Origin of the sequence: Streptomyces rubradiris (assembly GCF_016860525.1) — a bacterium.
GTDB lineage: Bacteria > Actinomycetota > Actinomycetes > Streptomycetales > Streptomycetaceae > Streptomyces > Streptomyces rubradiris.
This window is the reverse complement of the sequence record NZ_BNEA01000015.1, coordinates 2,103,442-2,121,308: the sequence shown is the minus strand read 5'-3', so window position 1 is coordinate 2,121,308 and position 17,867 is coordinate 2,103,442. Positions and strand designations below refer to the sequence as shown.

Annotated in this window: 11 protein-coding genes and 1 pseudogene; 5 read left to right on the top strand and 7 right to left on the bottom strand. The window is 68.8% G+C overall.

Translation table 11 applies throughout. The annotated features are described in order from the left end of the window. The first annotated feature begins 122 nt into the window (after positions 1–122). Together Srubr_RS22555 and Srubr_RS22550 are read left to right on the top strand one after the other, a co-directional pair. On the top strand, positions 123–1,463 hold the full coding sequence (locus Srubr_RS22555) for a class I SAM-dependent RNA methyltransferase (RefSeq protein ID WP_189997224.1): 1,341 nt from the start codon (positions 123–125) through the stop codon (positions 1,461–1,463). A 2,230-nt stretch (positions 1,464–3,693) separates the two neighbouring features. Then, positions 3,694–4,287, top strand: a complete 594-nt coding sequence (locus tag Srubr_RS22550) for an SMI1/KNR4 family protein (RefSeq protein ID WP_189997223.1) — start codon at positions 3,694–3,696, stop codon at positions 4,285–4,287. Between the two features lie 14 nt (positions 4,288–4,301). Here the strand turns inward: Srubr_RS22550 and Srubr_RS40975 are convergent, their stop codons facing one another. Together Srubr_RS40975 and Srubr_RS40970 are read right to left on the bottom strand one after the other, a co-directional pair. Then, the gene (locus Srubr_RS40975) at positions 4,302–6,305 is read right to left on the bottom strand and encodes a hypothetical protein (RefSeq protein WP_229926806.1); all 2,004 of its coding nucleotides are present in this window, start codon (positions 6,303–6,305) and stop codon (positions 4,302–4,304) included. A gap of 192 nt (positions 6,306–6,497) precedes the next feature. Further along, positions 6,498–6,875, bottom strand: a complete 378-nt coding sequence (locus tag Srubr_RS40970; RefSeq protein WP_229926805.1) for a putative phosphothreonine lyase domain-containing protein — start codon at positions 6,873–6,875, stop codon at positions 6,498–6,500. Between the two features lie 233 nt (positions 6,876–7,108). Here Srubr_RS40970 and Srubr_RS40965 point away from each other — a divergent pair. Beyond that, positions 7,109–7,330, top strand: a pseudogene (locus Srubr_RS40965) (transposase); the annotation flags it as partial. A 78-nt stretch (positions 7,331–7,408) separates the two neighbouring features. On the opposite strand, the gene Srubr_RS22540 reads toward Srubr_RS40965, so the two are convergent. Beyond that, on the bottom strand, positions 7,409–8,281 hold the full coding sequence (locus Srubr_RS22540; protein WP_308439922.1) for an alpha/beta hydrolase family protein: 873 nt from the start codon (positions 8,279–8,281) through the stop codon (positions 7,409–7,411). Positions 8,282–8,566: 285 nt separating this feature from the next. Between Srubr_RS22540 and Srubr_RS22535 the strand changes: the two genes are divergently transcribed. Next, a complete protein-coding gene (locus Srubr_RS22535) occupies positions 8,567–9,571 on the top strand; it encodes an ArsR/SmtB family transcription factor (protein WP_189997221.1) in 1,005 nt (334 codons plus the stop codon). A gap of 121 nt (positions 9,572–9,692) precedes the next feature. Next, entirely contained in the window at positions 9,693–10,217 is a 525-nt protein-coding gene (locus tag Srubr_RS22530) for a hypothetical protein (protein WP_308439921.1), read from the top strand. Here the strand turns inward: Srubr_RS22530 and Srubr_RS22525 are convergent. From Srubr_RS22525 to Srubr_RS22510, 4 genes are all read right to left on the bottom strand, one after another. Then, the gene (locus Srubr_RS22525; protein ID WP_308439920.1) at positions 10,127–10,873 is read right to left on the bottom strand and encodes an IS5 family transposase; all 747 of its coding nucleotides are present in this window, start codon (positions 10,871–10,873) and stop codon (positions 10,127–10,129) included. The genes Srubr_RS22530 and Srubr_RS22525 overlap by 91 nt on opposite strands. Positions 10,874–11,845: 972 nt before the next feature. Then, positions 11,846–12,199 (bottom strand): P-loop nucleotide/nucleoside kinase family protein, encoded by a 354-nt coding sequence (locus Srubr_RS22520; RefSeq protein ID WP_189997220.1) that lies wholly within the window; start codon positions 12,197–12,199, stop codon positions 11,846–11,848. Positions 12,200–12,512: 313 nt separating this feature from the next. Beyond that, complete coding sequence (locus tag Srubr_RS22515; protein ID WP_189997219.1) at positions 12,513–13,061, bottom strand: SMI1/KNR4 family protein; 549 nt, start codon at positions 13,059–13,061, stop codon at positions 12,513–12,515. 24 nt (positions 13,062–13,085) lie between these two features. Further along, the gene (locus Srubr_RS22510; protein WP_189997218.1) at positions 13,086–17,819 is read right to left on the bottom strand and encodes a DUF6531 domain-containing protein; all 4,734 of its coding nucleotides are present in this window, start codon (positions 17,817–17,819) and stop codon (positions 13,086–13,088) included. Positions 17,820–17,867 lie beyond the last annotated feature (48 nt).

Below are 17,867 nucleotides of genomic sequence, written 5' to 3'. Positions count from 1 at the left end.
GACTGGTGGGCTGTCGACCGTCGGCCGACCGCCCCCGCCCCTCTCTCCCCCCTCCTTCGCACTTCCTTCTCATCCCTTCCCTTCCCTTCCCTTCCCTCTCTTCGATCTGGAGTCGTCCCACCATGCAGGCAGAACCGACCAAGTCTCCGGTGTCTCTGGTGGGTGAGGAGTACGAGGTCGAGGTCGGCCCCGTCGCCCACGGCGGCCACTGCATCGCCCGTACGTCCGAGGGCCAGGTGCTGTTCGTGCGGCACGCGCTGCCCGGCGAGCGGGTCGTGGCCCGGGTGACCGAGGGCGAGGAGGGCGCGCGTTTCCTGCGCGCGGACGCCGTACGAATCCTGGAGCCGTCCAAGGACCGCATCGAGGCCCCCTGCCCCTTCGCCGGCCCCGGCCGCTGCGGCGGCTGCGACTGGCAGCACGCCAAGCCGGGCGCCCAGCGCCGCCTCAAGGCCGATGTGATCGCCGAGCAGCTCCAGCGGCTGGCCGGCCTCACCCCGGAGGAGGCGGGCTGGGACGGCACGGTGGTCCCGGCCGAGGGCGACAAGCTGCCCGCCGGCCAGGTGCCGCAGTGGCGCACGCGGGTGCAGTACGCGGTGGACGCCTCGACGGGCAAGGCGGGCCTGCGCCGGCACCGCTCGCACGAGGTCGAGCCGATCGACCACTGCATGATCGCCGCGGCGGGCGTGAGCGAGCTGGGCATCGAGAAGCGGGACTGGACCGGCATGGAGTCGGTCGAGGCGATCGCGGCGACCGGCTCCCAGGACCGCCAGGTGGTCCTCACCCCGCGCCCCGGCGCCCGCCTGCCGCTGGTCGAGCTGGACCGGCCGGTGTCGGTCCTGCGGGTGGACGAGAAGTCCGGTGGGGTGCACCGCGTCCACGGCCGCCCCTTCGTCCGCGAACGGGCGGACGGCCGTACGTACCGGGTGGGCGGCGGCGGTTTCTGGCAGGTCCATCCGAAGGCGGCGGACACGCTGGTCACAGCGGTGATGCAGGGCCTGCTGCCGCGCAAGGGTGACATGGCCCTGGACCTCTACTGCGGCGTCGGCCTCTTCGCCGGTGCCCTCGCCGACCGCCTCGGCGAGCAGGGCGCGGTCCTCGGCATCGAGTCGGGCAAGCGGGCGGTGGAGGACGCGCGGCACAACCTGGCCGACTTCCCGCGGGTCCGCGTCGAGCAGGGCAAGGTCGAATCGGTCCTGCCGCGTACCGGCATCACCGAGGTCGACCTCATCGTCCTCGACCCCCCGAGGGCGGGCGCCGGCCGCAAGACGGTCGCCCACCTCTCCACCCTCGGCGCCCGCCGCATCGCCTACGTCGCCTGCGATCCCGCTGCGCTGGCCCGGGACTTGGGGTACTTCCGCGAGGGCGGCTACCGGGTACGGACGCTGCGGGCGTTCGATCTGTTTCCGATGACGCATCATGTGGAGTGCGTGGCGATCCTGGAACCTGCCGAAAAGGGCCGCTGACCTGAGGCTTCGGTGGGTGCGCATGATGTGCGCTATGTGCGTTACGGGCGATATCTTGACGCCCAAATGACGCTCTGCGAGGTGTCTTGACGCTCATCTGACGCTCGTTCTGATGGGGCGTCAGGTCTATCGCGTCGCTGTTCAGGCGGTCTCCTGGTTTCGTAGGTGTGGCGGGCTGCCGGGGCCATCGGGGCTGCTCGCCCAGCCATCACCGTCATCGGCTCACAGCCCCGAGCCAGCCTGTCTGCTGCCCAGGCGCGGTCTTGGGCGACGTCAGTCGCCAGCGCCACCAGTCGAGTAAGCAGTTGTCCGGGTGATGCGACCGGCCGTGGGCCGTCCGGGGGAGCGGGCTCGGCCGGTCCGGCCGACGGGGCCTCCAGTGCGCCCTGCAACCACTCGGCCGGGCCCGGCCGGTCCGGCTGCGGACCCTGGACCGGAAGGGCGCCGGCCCAGCGGAGCAGGACGTTGCCTCCCCTGGGGCGCGAGAGCGCAGCCCCTCCACCAGCCTCCCTATGGCGATCGCGTACTTTGACGACCATGATGTCCGCTACAGGCCGACAGTTGGATGAGTGTTCCTTCCTCACGACTGCTTCGGAACCGGAAGCACACACGCGACACGCGAATTGCACCTAAGCCGTATGTCCGTATCAGCAACTCTGTTACTCGATGCTCACCCACAGAGGAGTGAGCGATAGGCTGTTTTCACTGCTCAAGCAGTGTGGCCGGTCGCCCTCCGGGGCGACCGAGGATCGCAACAGGGTGGAGTCCTGCTTGAAGCTGTGGCCAATCCGTGTGGCGGTCGCCGTCCGGGGCGACCGAGGATCGCAACGGCAACGCGGTCTCGCCGTCGGTCGGCGCCTGGATCGTGGCGGTCGCTCCCCGGGGCGGCCGAGGATCGCAACGAGGACTCGGTCCAGGAGGACCCGCTGTCGCTGGCGAGTGGCGGTCGCTGCCCGGGGCGGCCGAGAATCGCAACAAGGACACGAAGTCGTCGGCTTCGTCGTCGGCCAGCTGGCGGTCGCCCTCCGGGATGGCCGAGGATCGCAACACCCCGAGCGGACTCGGCAAGGGACGGTACGCCGCCACTGGCGGACGCCCTCCGGGGCGGCCGAGGATCGCAACACGTGACGCGCGAGGCGGTCGAGATCGCGGGTAGCCAGTGGCGGTTGCTCTCCGGGGCGGCCGAGGATCGCAACCTCGAACACCCAGACATTGCGCGCCTGCGGGGGGTGGCGGTCGCCCTCCGGGGCGGCCGAGGATCGCAACACCTTGCGGTTGATGGTGACGCACAACTCCCAGGGTGGCGGTCGCCCTCCGGGGTGGCCGAGGATCGCAACGGGTTCACCAACCCGTTCGTGGCGCAGCTGTGGGCCGGTGGCGGTCGCCGCCCGGGGCGACCGAGGATCGCAACCAGCTCACCACCCGTGAGCAGCAAGACGCCCTCGCCGAGCTGGCGGTCGCCTTCCGGGGCGGCCGAGGATCGCAACGAACTGCTGGGCCGGATCGGCGACCTGACCGGCGGACTGGCGGTCGCTCCCCTGGGCGGCCGAGGATCGCAACGCCGCCCTCGCGCGGCAGATGGCCACCTCTCTGCCCGGTGGCGGTCGCCCTCCGGGGGCGGCCGAGGATCGCAACATCGGGTTCTCCAGCCGCGTGACCCCGTTGTCTGGGGCCTGGCGGTCGCTCTTCGGGGCGGCCGAGGATCGCAACGAGACGGACTGCGCCCACGAAGCGGCCCAGGTCCCGCTGGCGGTCGCCCTCCGGGGCGGCCGAGGATCGCAACGTTGTCTCCCAGGTCCCGGCCGACGAGCACCGTCTAGGCCCTGTCGTCAAATGATCTTGGCTGGTGGATCATGGTCGTGTGATACGTCGTCAACTGTCCGATGTCGAGTGGGAGTTCGTTCGGCCGCTGCTGCCAGTCTCGTTGCGGGGCCGGAAGCGGGGCGCTGAGACGTCATACACAGTCGCACCCTCGGCAGAATGAAGCGGCGTATCCCTTCACGAAGCCGCAGACATGCAGAAGCGGCTTCGGCGGTGTACCCAGGGATGCTGCCTCACGGAGCGGAACGGGAAGCGGGGCTGGAGGGCTGCGTGGAGCCTCTGAGGCGCTGGGCGAGTCGGGGATCTTCGGGGTGCTGTGCAGGGTGGACAGGGGGAGTTTGTCGACCCTGCGAATTTTTGGCCCGAGGCCGGCGAGGAGCCAGACGGGTGGCGCGCTACCCTCGCCGACATGAGTGATGACACCGTCATACGGCAGATCACCGACTCCTGGCGCCGGATCGAAGCCTGGCTGGAGCATCACGCCCCCGTCACACACGCCGCTCTGGGGTCTGGGGCCACCCAGGAGGAGATTGACGCCGCAGAGGCCGCCCTGGGCATCGCTGTCCCCGTAGAGCTGCGCACGCTGTGGGGTCTGGTCTCAGGGGGAAGCACAGGGGGCTACGGGCTTTTTCTCGGCAACGCGATGCTCATTGGCCTGGACGAGGTTGCAGAGGTATACCGCAGCAAAATGCGGGAGCAAGCCGATGAGGAAGAGGCGGACATCGTCTGGAACTCCGCATGGGTTCCCGTTTTCTCCTCCAACTGCCATGACACCGTTTCCGGCACCTACCTCAACACAGAGACCGGCCTGCTGTGGAACTGGACGAAATTCGCCCACCAGCCCCCCGATGACGACGAGCAGGACTCTGTGGTCACCTACCTGGAAAAGCTCGCCGATTATCTGGAGTACCCCGACATGGCTCCCGATCGGCCTGGAACGGTCGAAGGCGCCCTGGCGTGGCGTTCCTTCGTGGGTGAAGACGAGAGCTGGCGGCCGGCCTGAGCGCGTGGCTGTGGTCAGCTGATCTTCTTCCAGTCACAGGTCACGATGCCGCGTGCGCAGTGGTTGAAGCCGGGGGTGTCCACGAAGAACTCGTCCCCGTCGAGCATCCGCCACGCGGGAGCCGGGAAGCCCTTGAACGCGTTGCGGTTCTGATCCGAGGAAATCGACCCACGGCCGCATTTTTCGCTGTAGTTCAGCGTGTACGGGTCCTGGCCGACGTCGGAGAGCAGACCGAAGTTGCCGGAGACGACATCGGTGTAGACCGCGCCGCACTCCGAGCCGTCCGTGACCTTGTTCAGCGACTTGGGGAAGCCTCCGGACTGGTGGGTCGAGGCCATCGCGTACTCGTCACAGTCCGTGGAGCCCACCGCAGCCGGGACCTTGTGCGGGTTCCACTTCTTCCCGCAGATCTGATAGCGGCTGTCGTCGGACGTCCAGGTCTTTCCCTGCGCGTTCTTGACCATCGTGTCCGGGCCGAGGTAGCTCAGCAGTGAGTCCCAGCGCTGGGCCCCGGCGTGGTCTTTCATGCGCTCCTGCATCAGCCAGTAGTAGCCGCCGGCCGCCGGGTACTTGTTGGTGTCGACAGTCCACTTCAGCTTGAAGTAGGGCAGCACACAGCCGGGAGCGACTCCCTTGTTGTAGTCGTCGCAGCGCGGGGCCAGCTCACGGACGGAGTCGATGCCTGTGCCGCCGAAGTCTGCGGTGGCGGGGTTACCGCCCGCGTCCACGGTGGCGGTCACCTTCCAGCTCAGGTCGATGGTCTCCTTGCCTGTGCCCGTCCAGCGGGTCTGCGAGGTGCCGTAGACCGGGTGCCCCATGTCCGTGGGAGCGGGGGTGAACCACAGGTCCGCGTCGGTCTGGCCGTACTCGTCCTTCCACACCGGCTGGGTGGTGACGCAGCTCTTGCAACTGCTGCCGATTTCCCACTTCAGGCGCACGATCTGAAGCTTCGGGTCGATGAACTTCGGGATCACGATCATCTGCTGATCGAATTCGGCGAAGTCACTGCCGCTTTCGCTCTTGGTCGGGTACGCCTTGATGCGCTGTTCGAAATCGAAGGTGGCGATACCGAGAGCGGGCTTCTTCGGGTCGGTGTCCACGAAGATGAGGGTGCCCTCCCCGAGGTCGCGCATGCAGGCATCCGTACGGGTCATGTAGACCCCGTTGTCGGCCTGATCCTGGCACCAGGGCAGCAGGTCGTACTGCCGTCCGGGAAGAGCTGGGGGCGCGAGGGAAGACTTGCTGTCCTTCTCGGGCTTTTTGAATTCCCAGCAGAGCTTGTTGCCTTCCGCGTCCGGCTTGCCGCAGGGGGACGGCTCGTCCTTACGGGCTGGGGCGAGCGGGAGCGGAACCGCAGCGCCGGGCTCGGTCCGGTTGACCGTCTGGATCTCCTGGGCCTTCGGGTCGATCGTGGACGTGGTTTCCGGCTTCTGCGGGAAGGTCACGTACGGGGCGACCGTGAACGTCGCCCACGGGGACCACTCACGCTCGTAGTGAGCGCCGTCGTAGGCGGACGTGCGGAAGGCGTACGTCCAGCCCGGCTTCAGGAAGCCGTAGTCGATCGTGACTGACGCCTTCGAGCCGGAGGCGACGTACGCCGATACCGGCGTGCCGTAGGAGTTCGCGTTGGTGGTGTCGACGTGAGCCTTCGGCTTACCGGCCGCGTCGACCGTCCACACGTCGAACGTCAGGTCGGCCGTGTCCTTGTCCGGGTCGGTGACTGTGTTCCGCAGGGTGACCTCTGCCGCACGGACCTGCCATTTATCCCCAGATTTTTCCCAACGGGGCCCGGCTTCCGGGGTTTTCCCCGATTGCGGGATGCCGGGGCCGGCGGCAGCGGCGGAGGATTTCATCTTCTTCTGCTGCTCGGCTGCGGCGGGAGTCGCCGACGGGGGCAGGCCGAGCCGGTTCGTGCCCGGAGCGGGCTCTGTCGAGGCATTGGCGGGTATGATCCCGCCGAGTGTCAGCAGCGCGGTGCCGAGCACGGCAACGCCCCACCGTCTTTTGTGTCTTCTCACGAAAACGTCCGTCCTTGCCTGTCGGAGTATCCGCACAAATGTGCGATTGGCACGCAAGCCCAGAACGGTACGGAGTCAGATGTATAGAAGAACAGGCGATTCTCAGACGAGCCGAAACGCGAAGTGACCCGCTCCTATTGGCTGCAGGAGGAACGGGGCGCAGGTGCCTGCGGGGACAGGTGGTCCCCCATCTCAGTGCTGGGCCCTGAGCCGGATCAAGACCGTGATCGGTCGGCGCGGCGGGCGCGGGCTCAGGCCCGGCGGCGATCTCGCGGTCCATCTCCCGGCCGACCGACCACGGCGGCATGCCGATGGCCACGGTTCCCGGGCCCCGCGCCCGTACAGGCCCCGGGCGGTGTCGCAGTCCCGCTTGTAGCCGATCCAGCCGCGAACACCGAGCTCGCGCAGCACGGTCAGGACGCGCCGCAGGTCATCGAGGTAGCGGTAGTCGCGGGTGTAGACGCACGCCCGGGTGAGATCCTTCAGCGCCTTGGCCTGGGTGCCCAGGTAGCCCTCGATCGTGGCGTCCCTGATCCGCTCCCACGGCTTCTGGTCGATGCCCTTGGGCATCCACTTCCCGGTGATCCGGTCGCCGAACTCGTCCAGGTCCTCATCCAGCCTGTCGGGATCCCGGACGATGCCGGTCCGCCCCAGACCCTTCGGCGATGGAAGCCCGGCCCGGCTGGGCAGGGCCCCGGCTGGATAGCAGGCGACGGATCATACGCAAACCACCTGCCCCTTGGCATTTGTATCGCCAGTCCGTTCGTGGCGGAAGTATCCAAACTCGGACATAAAACGACCTCTGTAAGCCGCGGAGCCCATGGCTGCGCGGCACCAACGAGAACACCAACAGGCTGCTTCGGCAGTACCTGGCCAAGGGCGCGGACCTCCGCACTTTCAACCAGGCCGAGCTGGACGCCATCGCCCACGAACTCAACCACCGTCCGCGCAAGACCCATGACCATCGCACTCCGGCAGAGGTCTACGCTGACCTCCTGAACAGCGGTGATGCGCTGACCGCTTGAGCTCGCCATCGTTTGCCGACAGGCGACCGATGCACCCGTGGGCTGGAGCGGGCGGCTCGCCGCCGCCTCGTAGTCCTGTTACGACAGATGACGGGCGAAGAAGGTCCCCACCCGGCGCCGTACCTCAGCGAGTGTCACCGCAGGGTCGCCGCTACCGACGAGCGCGGTCCGCGCCGTCGCTGTCACGAGACCGGAAGTCTGGAGTCGGGGGACGAGCGAGCCGTAGTCGGTGAACGCCCAGTGGTTCGCGTCGGGGAGCAGCACGCGGTGGCCGGGAAGGCCCGCCCAGGACGACTCGATTCGGGCGGCGCCGTCGAATCCGTCGGTGCGGAAGAGCAGCAGCGGCTGGTCGGGGCCGGCCAGCGTCGGGTACAGGTCGAGGTAGCCCTCCAGGTTCGCCACCGCGCCGACCCGGCGGTCGTCACGGGCCGCGTACACCGCCGCCGTGCCGCCTGCGGAGTGCCCGTACAACCCGATCCGGTGGGAGTCCATGACCCGGGCGAGCGGAAGGCGGCTGAACCGGTCCAGGACGAGCCGGAGGTCCGCGATCCGGGTGTCGACCATCGTGCGGAAGGTTGCCGGGTCCGGTGGCCCGAACAGGACGGTCGTCCGCAGCCCGGTCGGCAGCTCCACCTGGGAAGCGTCACCGGGGTGGTCGACGAGGACGACCACTCGGCCGTGGCTCGCCAGGTCTTCGGCGAGGGTCGTGCCGAGCGTGCGGGAGTCACCGCCGCCCGGTGAGTACACCAGCACCGGCCGTCGCCCGGGAAGCGGCGGCGCGCCCACGTGCCCGTGGGTGAGGACCGTGCCCCAGTCCACCCTTCCAGGCTGCGGCAGTCCGGGATGGATGTGGGGCGCGAGGCCGGCGAACTCCCTGGCCTCGGCCGGGGTGAGCTGCGGGGCCCGGGGGAAGCCGTGTGCCGATCGGGCCGGGTACAGGACGGTCAGCATCAGCTCCCTCGCACCGCCCACCCACGGGTCGGTCCGGGACGGGTCCGTCAGATGGACTGTCCGTATGCCGACGGGGTACGGGCCGGTGGGCGCGGGCAGCCGGAGGACCGGGGCACCACCGGATGCGGGCGCAGCCGTGGGCAGCAGGGCGGCGGCACTCCCGAATAGAGTGCCCTTCAGAAGAGTGCGTCGCGAAGTCATACGGACATCCTTCGTGCGGGGCCGTCACGACGCGAAGGTTCAGGCCCTGGCCGAAAGGCCGGCCCGGGACGAGGAGCTGTGCGAGTGCTGCGAGTGCACTTCACCGCGGAGGACTTCGCCCGTATCCGGTTCGCACCCCGCCCGGCGCCGCTCCAGGAACTGCACGCCGCCCTGACGACAGCCGTGACCCAGCGTGGCGGGCCGCTGTTCGCGCCATGGCGCGGCCGCATCCTGCGCTCCCTGCCAGCCGCAAGCGGTCCGCTCGCCGATCTGGTTCCCGCGGGCCGCCCGCCCTCCTTCCTCGACGTCCTCGGTGACACCATGGCCGACGGTTTCGAGCAGCTCCGAGCCACCAGCCCCGGTCTCGTCCGAGCCGAGCTGGAGCGGGTCTACGGGGCGGTGCCCCCTCCTCGCTGGATCCGGGGCCTGCACGCGGGCGACGAGGCCGCCTGGCGCACCCCGCAGCGCGCCCAGCAGGCCGCGTTCGAGACGGTCCTCGCCCCGGTCTGGTCCGTCGTGCAGGATCTACACCGTGAGGAATTCACCCGCTACGCCCTGACGGTCGCCGAGTATGGCGTGGCAGCCGCTTTGACCGGCCTGGCCCCGGGCAGCCGGCTCCACGAGGGCGTGTGGGAATGGCCCGGCGCGGCGCCGAACCGCGACGTTTGCCTCAACGGGCGTGGCCTGGTTCTGCTGCCCACCTTCCACCACCCGGCGGGCCCACTTCTCCAGGACACCCCGGGCCATTCCGCGGCCTTGGCATACCCGGCCGGTCCCGGGCTCCCGCCCACCGCGGGGGGCGCCGTCGTCTCCTCCGAGGCCCTTGCCGCGATCCTGGGCCGCACCCGGCTGGACGCCCTGCGGCTCCTGGCCAAGCCTCACACCACGACATCCCTCGCCAACGCCCTCCACGTCAGCAACGCGACGGCTTCGTCCCACGCGGCCGCGCTGAGATCGGCAGGCATGGCGACGACGACCCGCGCAGGCCGCTCGGTCACCCACCAGCGCACGGCCCTCGGCACGCTGGTTGCGGGCGCTTGGCCGCCGTACTTCACCACAAGACGGAGCCAACGATCGCCACTCAGGTGAAGTACCTGAGAAGCCGTTGTCTTTCCGAAAGTGACGGGTGCGTTTCCGCTGGTCAGGCATAGCGCCGGTGCGCTGGTGGCAGAGACGGGGCGTCGTGTCGTCTCTTCGGTGGAGGTGCCGGATGCCGTCGGTGAGGGGGCTGCTGGAAGAGCGTGAGCGTGCTGCCCGGCAACGGGTGGAGGCCCTGCAGGCCGAGCTGCAGGAGGCGGAAGCCGAGTGGGAACGGTTCGTTATCGCCCGTCAGACGGTGGCCGAGGTCCTGGCAGAACCTGCTGCAGGCGAGAAGGCGCCCCTGGCCGAGGTGGCCGGTCACCGGCCTGCGCGGGTCGCAAAGGCGGTGCCCGGATCGGTGGTTCCCGCCTGGAGGGAAGGGCTCGCTCCTGACTTGCTGGCGCCGGACTACCAGCGGCTCGTGGAGATCCTGGCCGATCGGGGCGGGGAGGCGATGGACTGTCGGCAACTCGCGGCGGCCCTGGGCCTGGAGGTGGTCGCGGTGAAAGTCGGTGAAGCGCCTGGCCGCGCGGGGCTGGCCGGTCGAGGAGTGCCCGGGAATGTTCAGGAAGGTCGCCGGGCGAGCCGGCGGCTCATGACCATGCTCATCGACCACCGGATCATCGCCTCGGAGGTGTCGGTGCGGGTCTCGTAGTCGCGTGCCAGGCGGCGGGAGCGCATCAGCCACGCGAACGTCCCCTCGACCAGCCACCTCTTGGGCAGCACGGCGAAACCGCTGGCGTCGTCGCTGCGTCTGACCACCGTCAGCGCGACACGCAGCACCTCGCGGGAGAAGTCGACCAGGCGTCCGGTGCAGCCGCCGTCGGCCCACACCCGTGTGACGCGCCGGTGGCGCTCACGCAGCCGGGCCAGCAAGGTCCGCCCCGCGCCCCGGTCGGTGACCGATGCCGCAGTCACCATCACGGCCAGCAGCAGTCCGAGAGTGTCCACCACGATGTGCCGCTTGCGGCCGTTGACCTTCTTCCCGCCGTCGAAGCCTCTGGTCACAGCCGGCACCGATGCGGCTGCCTTCACCGACTGCGCGTCGATGACGGCAGCGGTCGGCTCCGGATCCCGGCCCGCGGCCTGACGTACCCGGTCACGCAGCCGGTCGTGGAACTCGGCGGTCAGACCCTTGTCCCGCCAGCGCCGGAAGAAGGCGTAGACACGGTCCCACGCGGGGAAGTCCGCGGGCATCGCCCGCCAGGTGATGCCGCCCGCGAGCAGGTAGCGCACCGCGTCGACCATCTGCCGGTGGCAGTAGCTCTCCGGCTGCCCGCCGCGGCCCTCCAACCAGTTGGGCACCGGCATCGCGTCACGTACGACGGCCTACTCCGCGTCGCTCATGTCCGACGGATACTTCGGTCGCCTGTACGGCCAGCCCCTGGCATTCCCGAACCGGTGCGCGAGACAATCGCACGACAGGGAAGCCGAGTTGGACGACATCGGCGTCGGCACGGAAGACTGCAGCACCAGGGGCCTCCTGTTGCTCGGGATTCGACACCTACGAGCTGTGCGGGAGGCCCCGCTCTCATGCCCAGCCAGCCCGAAGATCACCTGACCGAGTCGGTGACCTCGAACTCATGCCCACCGAGATCGATAGAGCAACGGCTTCTTAGGGCCGCTATAGACGTCTCGTGTGCAGAGGTACTTCGTACGGGTGGATCGGGCTGTCACAACCATGGCCGCTCCAACGGCGAAGTAGGAGGTCGCGGGGGATCCCCCCGCTTCGCCAGTACACGGTCGTGACGCTCATTTGACGCTCCAAGCGCCGCACGTCTCCTTGGGCGAGCCGAGAAACTATGCCTGACCTGGTGTTTCGTGCGCAGCCGTCCAGGTCGACATCCTTCCTATGACCTCGCACGTGGAGTGCGTGGCGATCCTCGAGCCTGCTACAAAGGGGATCTGACCAGCGGCTTTCTGGGTCCTTCAGGTGCGGCCTGTGGTGCTCGACCTGTTTCCCCAAGCACACGGCGTTGAGCGTTGCGTAGGTGCGCGCCACGTGCGTCACCTGCGGTTTCGCGTAGCGAGGCGCGGGTGAGAGGTGCTTCGCCAATGTCTCACGGAGGCGGTCGGGAAACGTCTTGACGCTCGGCCGACGCTGGTTCTAGCGGAGCGTCATGACGTTTGCCCGGCCAGCTGTCGAGCTCAAGGCGAAGGCCCTGCACGGCGAGGATGCCAGCGAGCGCCGAGAGAGGACTGAGTCAGCTTGTGATCACACGGAAAGCCGTATCCGTCGCTCGTCGCCCGGCCGACCGGTCCAGGCGGCTCGCCTCCGGCGCGTCAGCTACGGGCTGCTGGACGGTTGCAAATCGCCAGGTAGTCCCGGGCCTTCGCCACATTCGATGCGAGGTCAGCGACGGAATCGACCACCAGCCGGCGATCGGTCCAGGGTTCGTACCCGGTCCTCCGCGGCTGCACCGCTTTCCAGGTCGGTTCCTCGAAACCCGTGCTGCTCCGAGACCGGTGCTCCAGTCGGCGGCGGTGGACCTGTGTGTCGGAGCACACCACCTCGATGACCGCTACGGGCACCCGGTGGCGGCCGGCCAGCGCTCGCCATTGCTGACGGGCCGTCTCCACGGCGTTGACGGCGTCGATGACCGGGTCGGGGATGCCCGCGTCGGTACCCGCGACCAAAGGCACTCCCTGCGTGTCGAGCCACCGGACACGTTCGAGGAGCCGGTCGGCGATGGCCTGACCGCGTCCAGGCCGGCGCGCGGCACCTGGAGATCGGGCATTCGGCCCAGCACGTCGTCAGCGGGTTCCTCGGCCACCACGGCGTCCCGCACCAGTACTGAGGGTGACCGGAGCGTCGCCGAACTGCCTGGCGGCAGGGTGGTTCGGGGTCATCTTCGACGCGGCCGGGCGGATCGCGGGCGTGGAGACCGGGACCCTCCCTTGAGCCGGGCGCCACCGGACCCCGGCCGCCGGGACCTGCCCGCCGGGGCCCTCAGTCCTCCTCGCCGAGGATCTCGTCGTTGGAGTCGAACTGATGGCTACCGGCGGGCAGGTCGGGGAAATACGAGCTCCCGGACTCTCCCGTCAGGACGGCCAAGAGAAAGGAAGCGCACTGAGTGGCGTGGTGCTCCCACTCGGGACCGCGCCCCTCGTTGAACATCACGGTCCACTCGTTCGGACTCTGCCCCGGCCCGGCGAGCCAGTAGAGCATCGCTCCGCTGTCCTCGATGTAGGCCCAGGGCAGGACCCGCGTACCCGGCCTGCCGAGTTCCGCCGGCTTCGGCTCGGTCTGCCACAGCTGGGCGAGCACCTTCTCCCGCTCCGCGAACTGGGCCACGAGGTTGTAGTCCTCGTCAGGGCACTGCGGGTCGAACAGCCATACCGTCTCGTCGAAGACGCCGCCGCCGTAGACCTCGACCAGTTCCTTGTAGTCGTCCGGCAACGGCGTGTCGAGCGCACGTTCGACAGCGTTCCAGTCACGGGTCCGCCGGGGAGTGCCCGGCGGAACGATCTCGATGAGCCTGGTCACATCGGGATGCATGAGGTGCGTGTCTCCTTGGGGGCGTCATATGCGTTTGGGGACGTTCAGGATAGTGACGATGTTCGTACTGTCGCCGCCTTCGTAGGGAGTGAAGACGAATCCCTTGTTGCCCCGGGCCTCGATGGTCAGCCCCAGCGGAATGACGTCGGTGGGGTCGTTCGTGCGGTAGATGGGCGTGACGGTGTACTCGATGGTTTCACCGCGCTTGTCGACCGCTTCCCTGATCTGGTCCTCGATCTTCCGCATGACCGGTGAATTGGCGAACCGGTGCATGGTGACAAAGTTCCGGGGGTCCCGGTTGGAGCCGCCGATCTGCGCGCCGAGCAAGTGGGTCTTGTTGAGCTTCTTGTACTTCTGGTAACCGGGCACATTGACCCGGGGATCGGTCTTTCCGCCGGTCATGTCGGACTCGATCGTCGCGCGCATGGTGGTGGCGCGGCCTCCGGGACCGGGCGCACCGTAGCGGACCCGGCCGCCCCACGTGACGTCGTTCTCGTCACAGGGAGTCAGGCCCAGCGGATCGGACAGCGTGTGCGGGTTGTCGACGTAGGCGAAGGGGTTCGGCGCGGGGTCCAGGCCGAGGGGGTCTGAGGTGAGATAGCGCGCGGTCTCCGGATCGTAGTGACGGAAGTAGTTGTGGTGCAGCCCCGTCTCGGGGTCGTAGTACTGGCCGGGGAACCTGAGCGGCGTGTAGGCGGTAGCGTCCTGGTTCCAGGTCGTCGAACCCCAGAGAGTCGTGCGGGTCCGCCAGGCGATCCTGCCCTCCTCGTCGACGAGTTCGGTGGGAGTGCCGATCTGGTCGGTGATGATGGCGAAGAAGCGCTGGTCGATGACGTCCTGCGGAGCGTCCGCGAGGGACTTGGTCTCGGTCTGCGCGACAGGTGCCTGGCCGTCGTGGTCCCAGGTGAGCGTGACCAGTTCGGCCGCGCCGCCAACCCGCGTGGTCTGCTCCACCAGTGTGGAACCGTCCCAGACGAACCGGGTTTCCTCGGCGATGGCGCCGTCCGCGGACAGACGCTGTTTCGCGATGCGCCGCCCGAGAGGGTCGTACAGGTACCGCCAGCAGGTGTCGTCCGGGGTGATGACGGAGATGAGCCGGTCCTCGGCGTCCCAGGCGTAACGCCAGGTGTCGGGCTTGCGGGAGAGACGTTTGACCTGCCGGAGCACGCACCGGCCGGCGGCATCGTGCTCGTAGCGCACGTTGCCGGCGCTGATCAGGCGCGTTCCGGCGTAGCTGCGCGTTCCTCGCGCCTGGCTGCCGGGATGCTTCTCCGGCCAGGCCGCCCGCGTCTGGTTGCCCGTCTCGTCGTAGGCGTAACTCTCGCTCCAGTGCCCGGCCTCGACGGCGCTGACCCGCCCCGCCCGGTCCAGCAGGAACGAGCGCCGGCCGGCGTCCCGGTCGGTGATGCCGGTCAGGAGCCCGTCATGACGGTAGGTGTAGCCGCGCTGGATCGACGGCTGCGCGGTGCCGTGGACGGTGAGTGTCTGCCCGCTGAGGCTGCCGACGGGATTCCAGGTGAAGGCGAGGGTGAATCGGTCACCGAGGTGCCGCAGCACCTCCCGCCCCGCCGCGTCGTGCTCGAAGGAGAGGGTGCGGCCCGAGAGCGACAGCTCGGCGTAGCGGCCGGCCGTGTCGTAGGAGTACGCAGTCTCGACGCCCCCGGGTGTCCTGCGGAGTGTCCGGCGCCCCGAGGCGTCGCAGGCCGTGGTCAGCGTCCGGCCGTCGATGGTCTCCGCGATGACACGCCCCACCGCGTCGTACGCGTAGGCCAGTGTCCCGTCGGGTCCGGCCGCCGAGACCAGCCGCCCGCACGCGTCGTTCCGGAAGACGGTCCTGCGGCCGTCGACTACCTTCTCGACGAGTTGGCCGGCCACGTCGTAGTGGTAACCGACGGTCTGCCCCGCTGCATTGATCCGCGCGGTCAGGTCGCCTGCCGCGTCGTAGCGGTATGTCGTCTCGTGCCCGTCGAAGTCGGTTTCCTTCACCAGTTGTCCGACGGCGTCGTAGACGTACCTCCAGACGAGTCCCTTGGGGTTGAGCACCTCGGTCAGCCGGCGTTCGGTGTCATAGCGGAACTGGTGTTCCACGCCGTCCGGGGAGATACGGGCGACCAGCAGGTCGAAGGGGCCGTGGATCAGCCGCGTACGCCCCCCGACAGCGTCGGTGTGGCCGGTGCAGTTGCCCTCTCCGTCGTACGACCATGATTCGGTGGCGCCGTTGGCCGCGGTCCGTTCCCGCAGCCGGCCCTCGGCGTCCCACACGAGCGTGGTGGTCGCTCCGAGCGGGTCGGTGATGCGCGTCGGGCGTCCGAAGGCGTCCCGCAGATAGCGGGTGCTGTTCCCCTGCGCGTCTTCCAGGACGGTGGCCAGGCCCGCCGGGTCGGTGTCGATGCGGAGTGCGTCGCCCGCGGGACCGCTGACCGTGGCGACGGCGCCCGTGGAATGGTGGGTGAACAGGTGAACCGAGCCGTCCGGTGCGGTCAGGGTGGTGCAGTTGCCCCGTGCGTCGAAGTCCTGGACGTAGGTCGCTCCCTGGGGATCGGTGACGCGGACCGGCAAGTGCAGCGCGTTGTAGGCGACGTGGCTGCTCGTGCCGTCGGGAGCCGTGACCGAGATCAGGTCGCCCGCGTCGTCCCACGTCCAGCGGGTGGTACGACCCAGTGGGTCGGTGCGGGAGAGCAGGTGGTCGTGGCGGTCCCAGGTCTGGGTGGTGGTGTGCCCGAGCGAGTCGGTGATCGCGACGATCTGCCCATGCCGGTTGGCGCGGTAGATCGTGGTGTTGCCGAGTGAATCGGTGTACGTGGTGGTGCTGGTGCCGTCGTCCTGGCGCTCGCCATAGATCAGGCGGGAGTTGAGGATCCCGTCGGTCCCGCGGGTCTCGATCACCCGTCCCTCGGCGTCGTAGACGTAGGTGAACTCGGTGTCGTTGGAGTCCCGCCACCCCGTCACGCGGTGGGCGCCGTCGTAGGTGAACTGCGTAGGCGCGTCGACCGCGTTGTGAACCTCGCTCAGGTTCGCGGTCGTGGCGTCGTAGCCGAAGGTGCGCAGGCGTACCGGGGCGTCGTCGGTGAGGGCCCACAGCACGGTGATGCGCTGCTGGTCGTCGTGGTCGACGCGTATGCGGTAACCGCCACTGTGGGTGACCGTGAGCGGAACACCGTCGTCGTCGCGCTCGACGGAGATGTGGTTTCCGTTGCGGTCCTCGATGCCGACCAGCCACCACGGTCCGCCCTGCGCCGTACCGGCTTCGAACTGGCGCGTGAGTCCTGAGTACGGGTCCTCCACCGTCAGGACGTAACCGCTGCCGCGACTCACATAGGTCAGCGGGAGGCGGACGCCCTCGGCGGGCCCCACCCGGTCGCCGGGCAGGTCGGGCATGCGCGGATAGGCGAGCGCGGACCCGTCCTCCCGGTGCCACCAGTATCCGCCCAGAGCGTCATCCTGCTGGATCCGTTCGTCGAGGGTGGAGGCCCACGACGGGCCGAAGAATCGGCCTTCTTCGTAGCCGGAGAGGTGGGTACGGCGCAGGATCAGGGGCAGGACCCCCGGCAACGCAACATCCGTCTGGGCAAGCACCATCTGGCCGCTGGCCATGTCGATCGGATCGCCGCACAGCTGTTTGGTGTTCAGCTCGCGGCCTTGTCTGGACAGGTCAGCAGAGTCGATCTTCAGGCCGGGGCCCGGCTTGCGGCCGGTGACGGGGGCGCCGTGGTGGCCTGAACCGTCGCCTGCCGTGCCGGAGTTGACGTGGACGCTGTTGGCCCGCCGACCGATGTCGATGTCGTTGCCCTTGTGCAGGCGGGAGGTGGCCTTCACGCGGTCCGGGACGGTCTCGGAGAGGTGCTTGACGATCTTCTTGACGGCCTTCTCCGAGCCCTTGAGGGCGCCCTCCAGGACCGACTCGAAGGGCGCGGTGAAGGCATCCCTGCCCTTTGTGCGGCCGAAGTGGCCCTTGGCGCGTTCCAACGGGTCGGTGACGGCCGTGTGCAGGTCGCCGCCGCGCCGGGAGACCTTGTCGGCGCCGTCCTCGAACTCGACGTGGTCGATGTGCAGGTCACTACCGGATCCGCCCCCTGCGGAGGCGAGCATCATCGCCCCGGCGCCGGCCGAGGCGAGCTGCATGCCGCCGCCGTGGCCGTGTTTGCCGGAGCCGCCACCGCCGGTCGTGGGCTCGGGGGGCAGGGAGAACGCGCCCTCGGCCAGGTCCAGGACCGCGTCCTCGACCATCTTCTCCAGCTTGGCGTTGACCGGTTCGGTCACCCGGGCGACCAGTTCGTCCACAATCCGGTCGGCGGCCTCGTCGATGATCCGCTTGACCGCCTGCCGCATGGCGGTGATCTCGGCGGCACCGAGTAGCGCGGACAGGCCGCCGGTGAAGGCGGCGAGGCCGAGAGAGATGCCCACCGAGGCGGCCATCGCCCCGAGTTCGATTTCGGCCTTGATCTTCATCCCGTAGATGATGTCCGCGACGACATCGCACGCGTCCGCGAACAGCCGCGCCAGCTCGGGGATCTTGTCGAGATGCCCGGCCTTGACGTGCGACCAGTGCTTCTCCATCGCGTCGACGGCCCAGCCCTGCGAGGACGACAGGATCCGGCTCACCGCCTGGTGCGCGTCGCCGCCCTTGCCCTCGAAGTTGTCGGCGAACTCCCGCATGGACGTGGCCATCTCGCGGTAGTCGTCCTCGTCGACGTTCGGGAAGCTGATCCCGATGACGTCGAGTATCTCGTCCAGCCAACCCGGGATCGTGTAGCCCATCCCCCATGCTCCCCGTTAATCGATCAGGTGTGCGTCGCGCGTGTGAAT

Coding starts and splice junctions, on each gene's coding strand:
- Srubr_RS22555 (WP_189997224.1), top strand. CDS start 123: ATGCAGGCAGAACCGACCAAGTCTCCGGTGTCTCTGGTGGGTGAGGAG.
- Srubr_RS22550 (WP_189997223.1), top strand. CDS start 3,694: ATGAGTGATGACACCGTCATACGGCAGATCACCGACTCCTGGCGCCGG.
- Srubr_RS40970 (WP_229926805.1), bottom strand. CDS start 6,875: ATGCCCAAGGGCATCGACCAGAAGCCGTGGGAGCGGATCAGGGACGCC.
- Srubr_RS22540 (WP_308439922.1), bottom strand. CDS start 8,281: ATGCTGACCGTCCTGTACCCGGCCCGATCGGCACACGGCTTCCCCCGG.
- Srubr_RS22530 (WP_308439921.1), top strand. CDS start 9,693: ATGCCGTCGGTGAGGGGGCTGCTGGAAGAGCGTGAGCGTGCTGCCCGG.
- Srubr_RS22525 (WP_308439920.1), bottom strand. CDS start 10,873: ATGCCGGTGCCCAACTGGTTGGAGGGCCGCGGCGGGCAGCCGGAGAGC.
- Srubr_RS22515 (WP_189997219.1), bottom strand. CDS start 13,061: ATGCATCCCGATGTGACCAGGCTCATCGAGATCGTTCCGCCGGGCACT.
- Srubr_RS22510 (WP_189997218.1), bottom strand. CDS start 17,819: ATGGGCTACACGATCCCGGGTTGGCTGGACGAGATACTCGACGTCATC.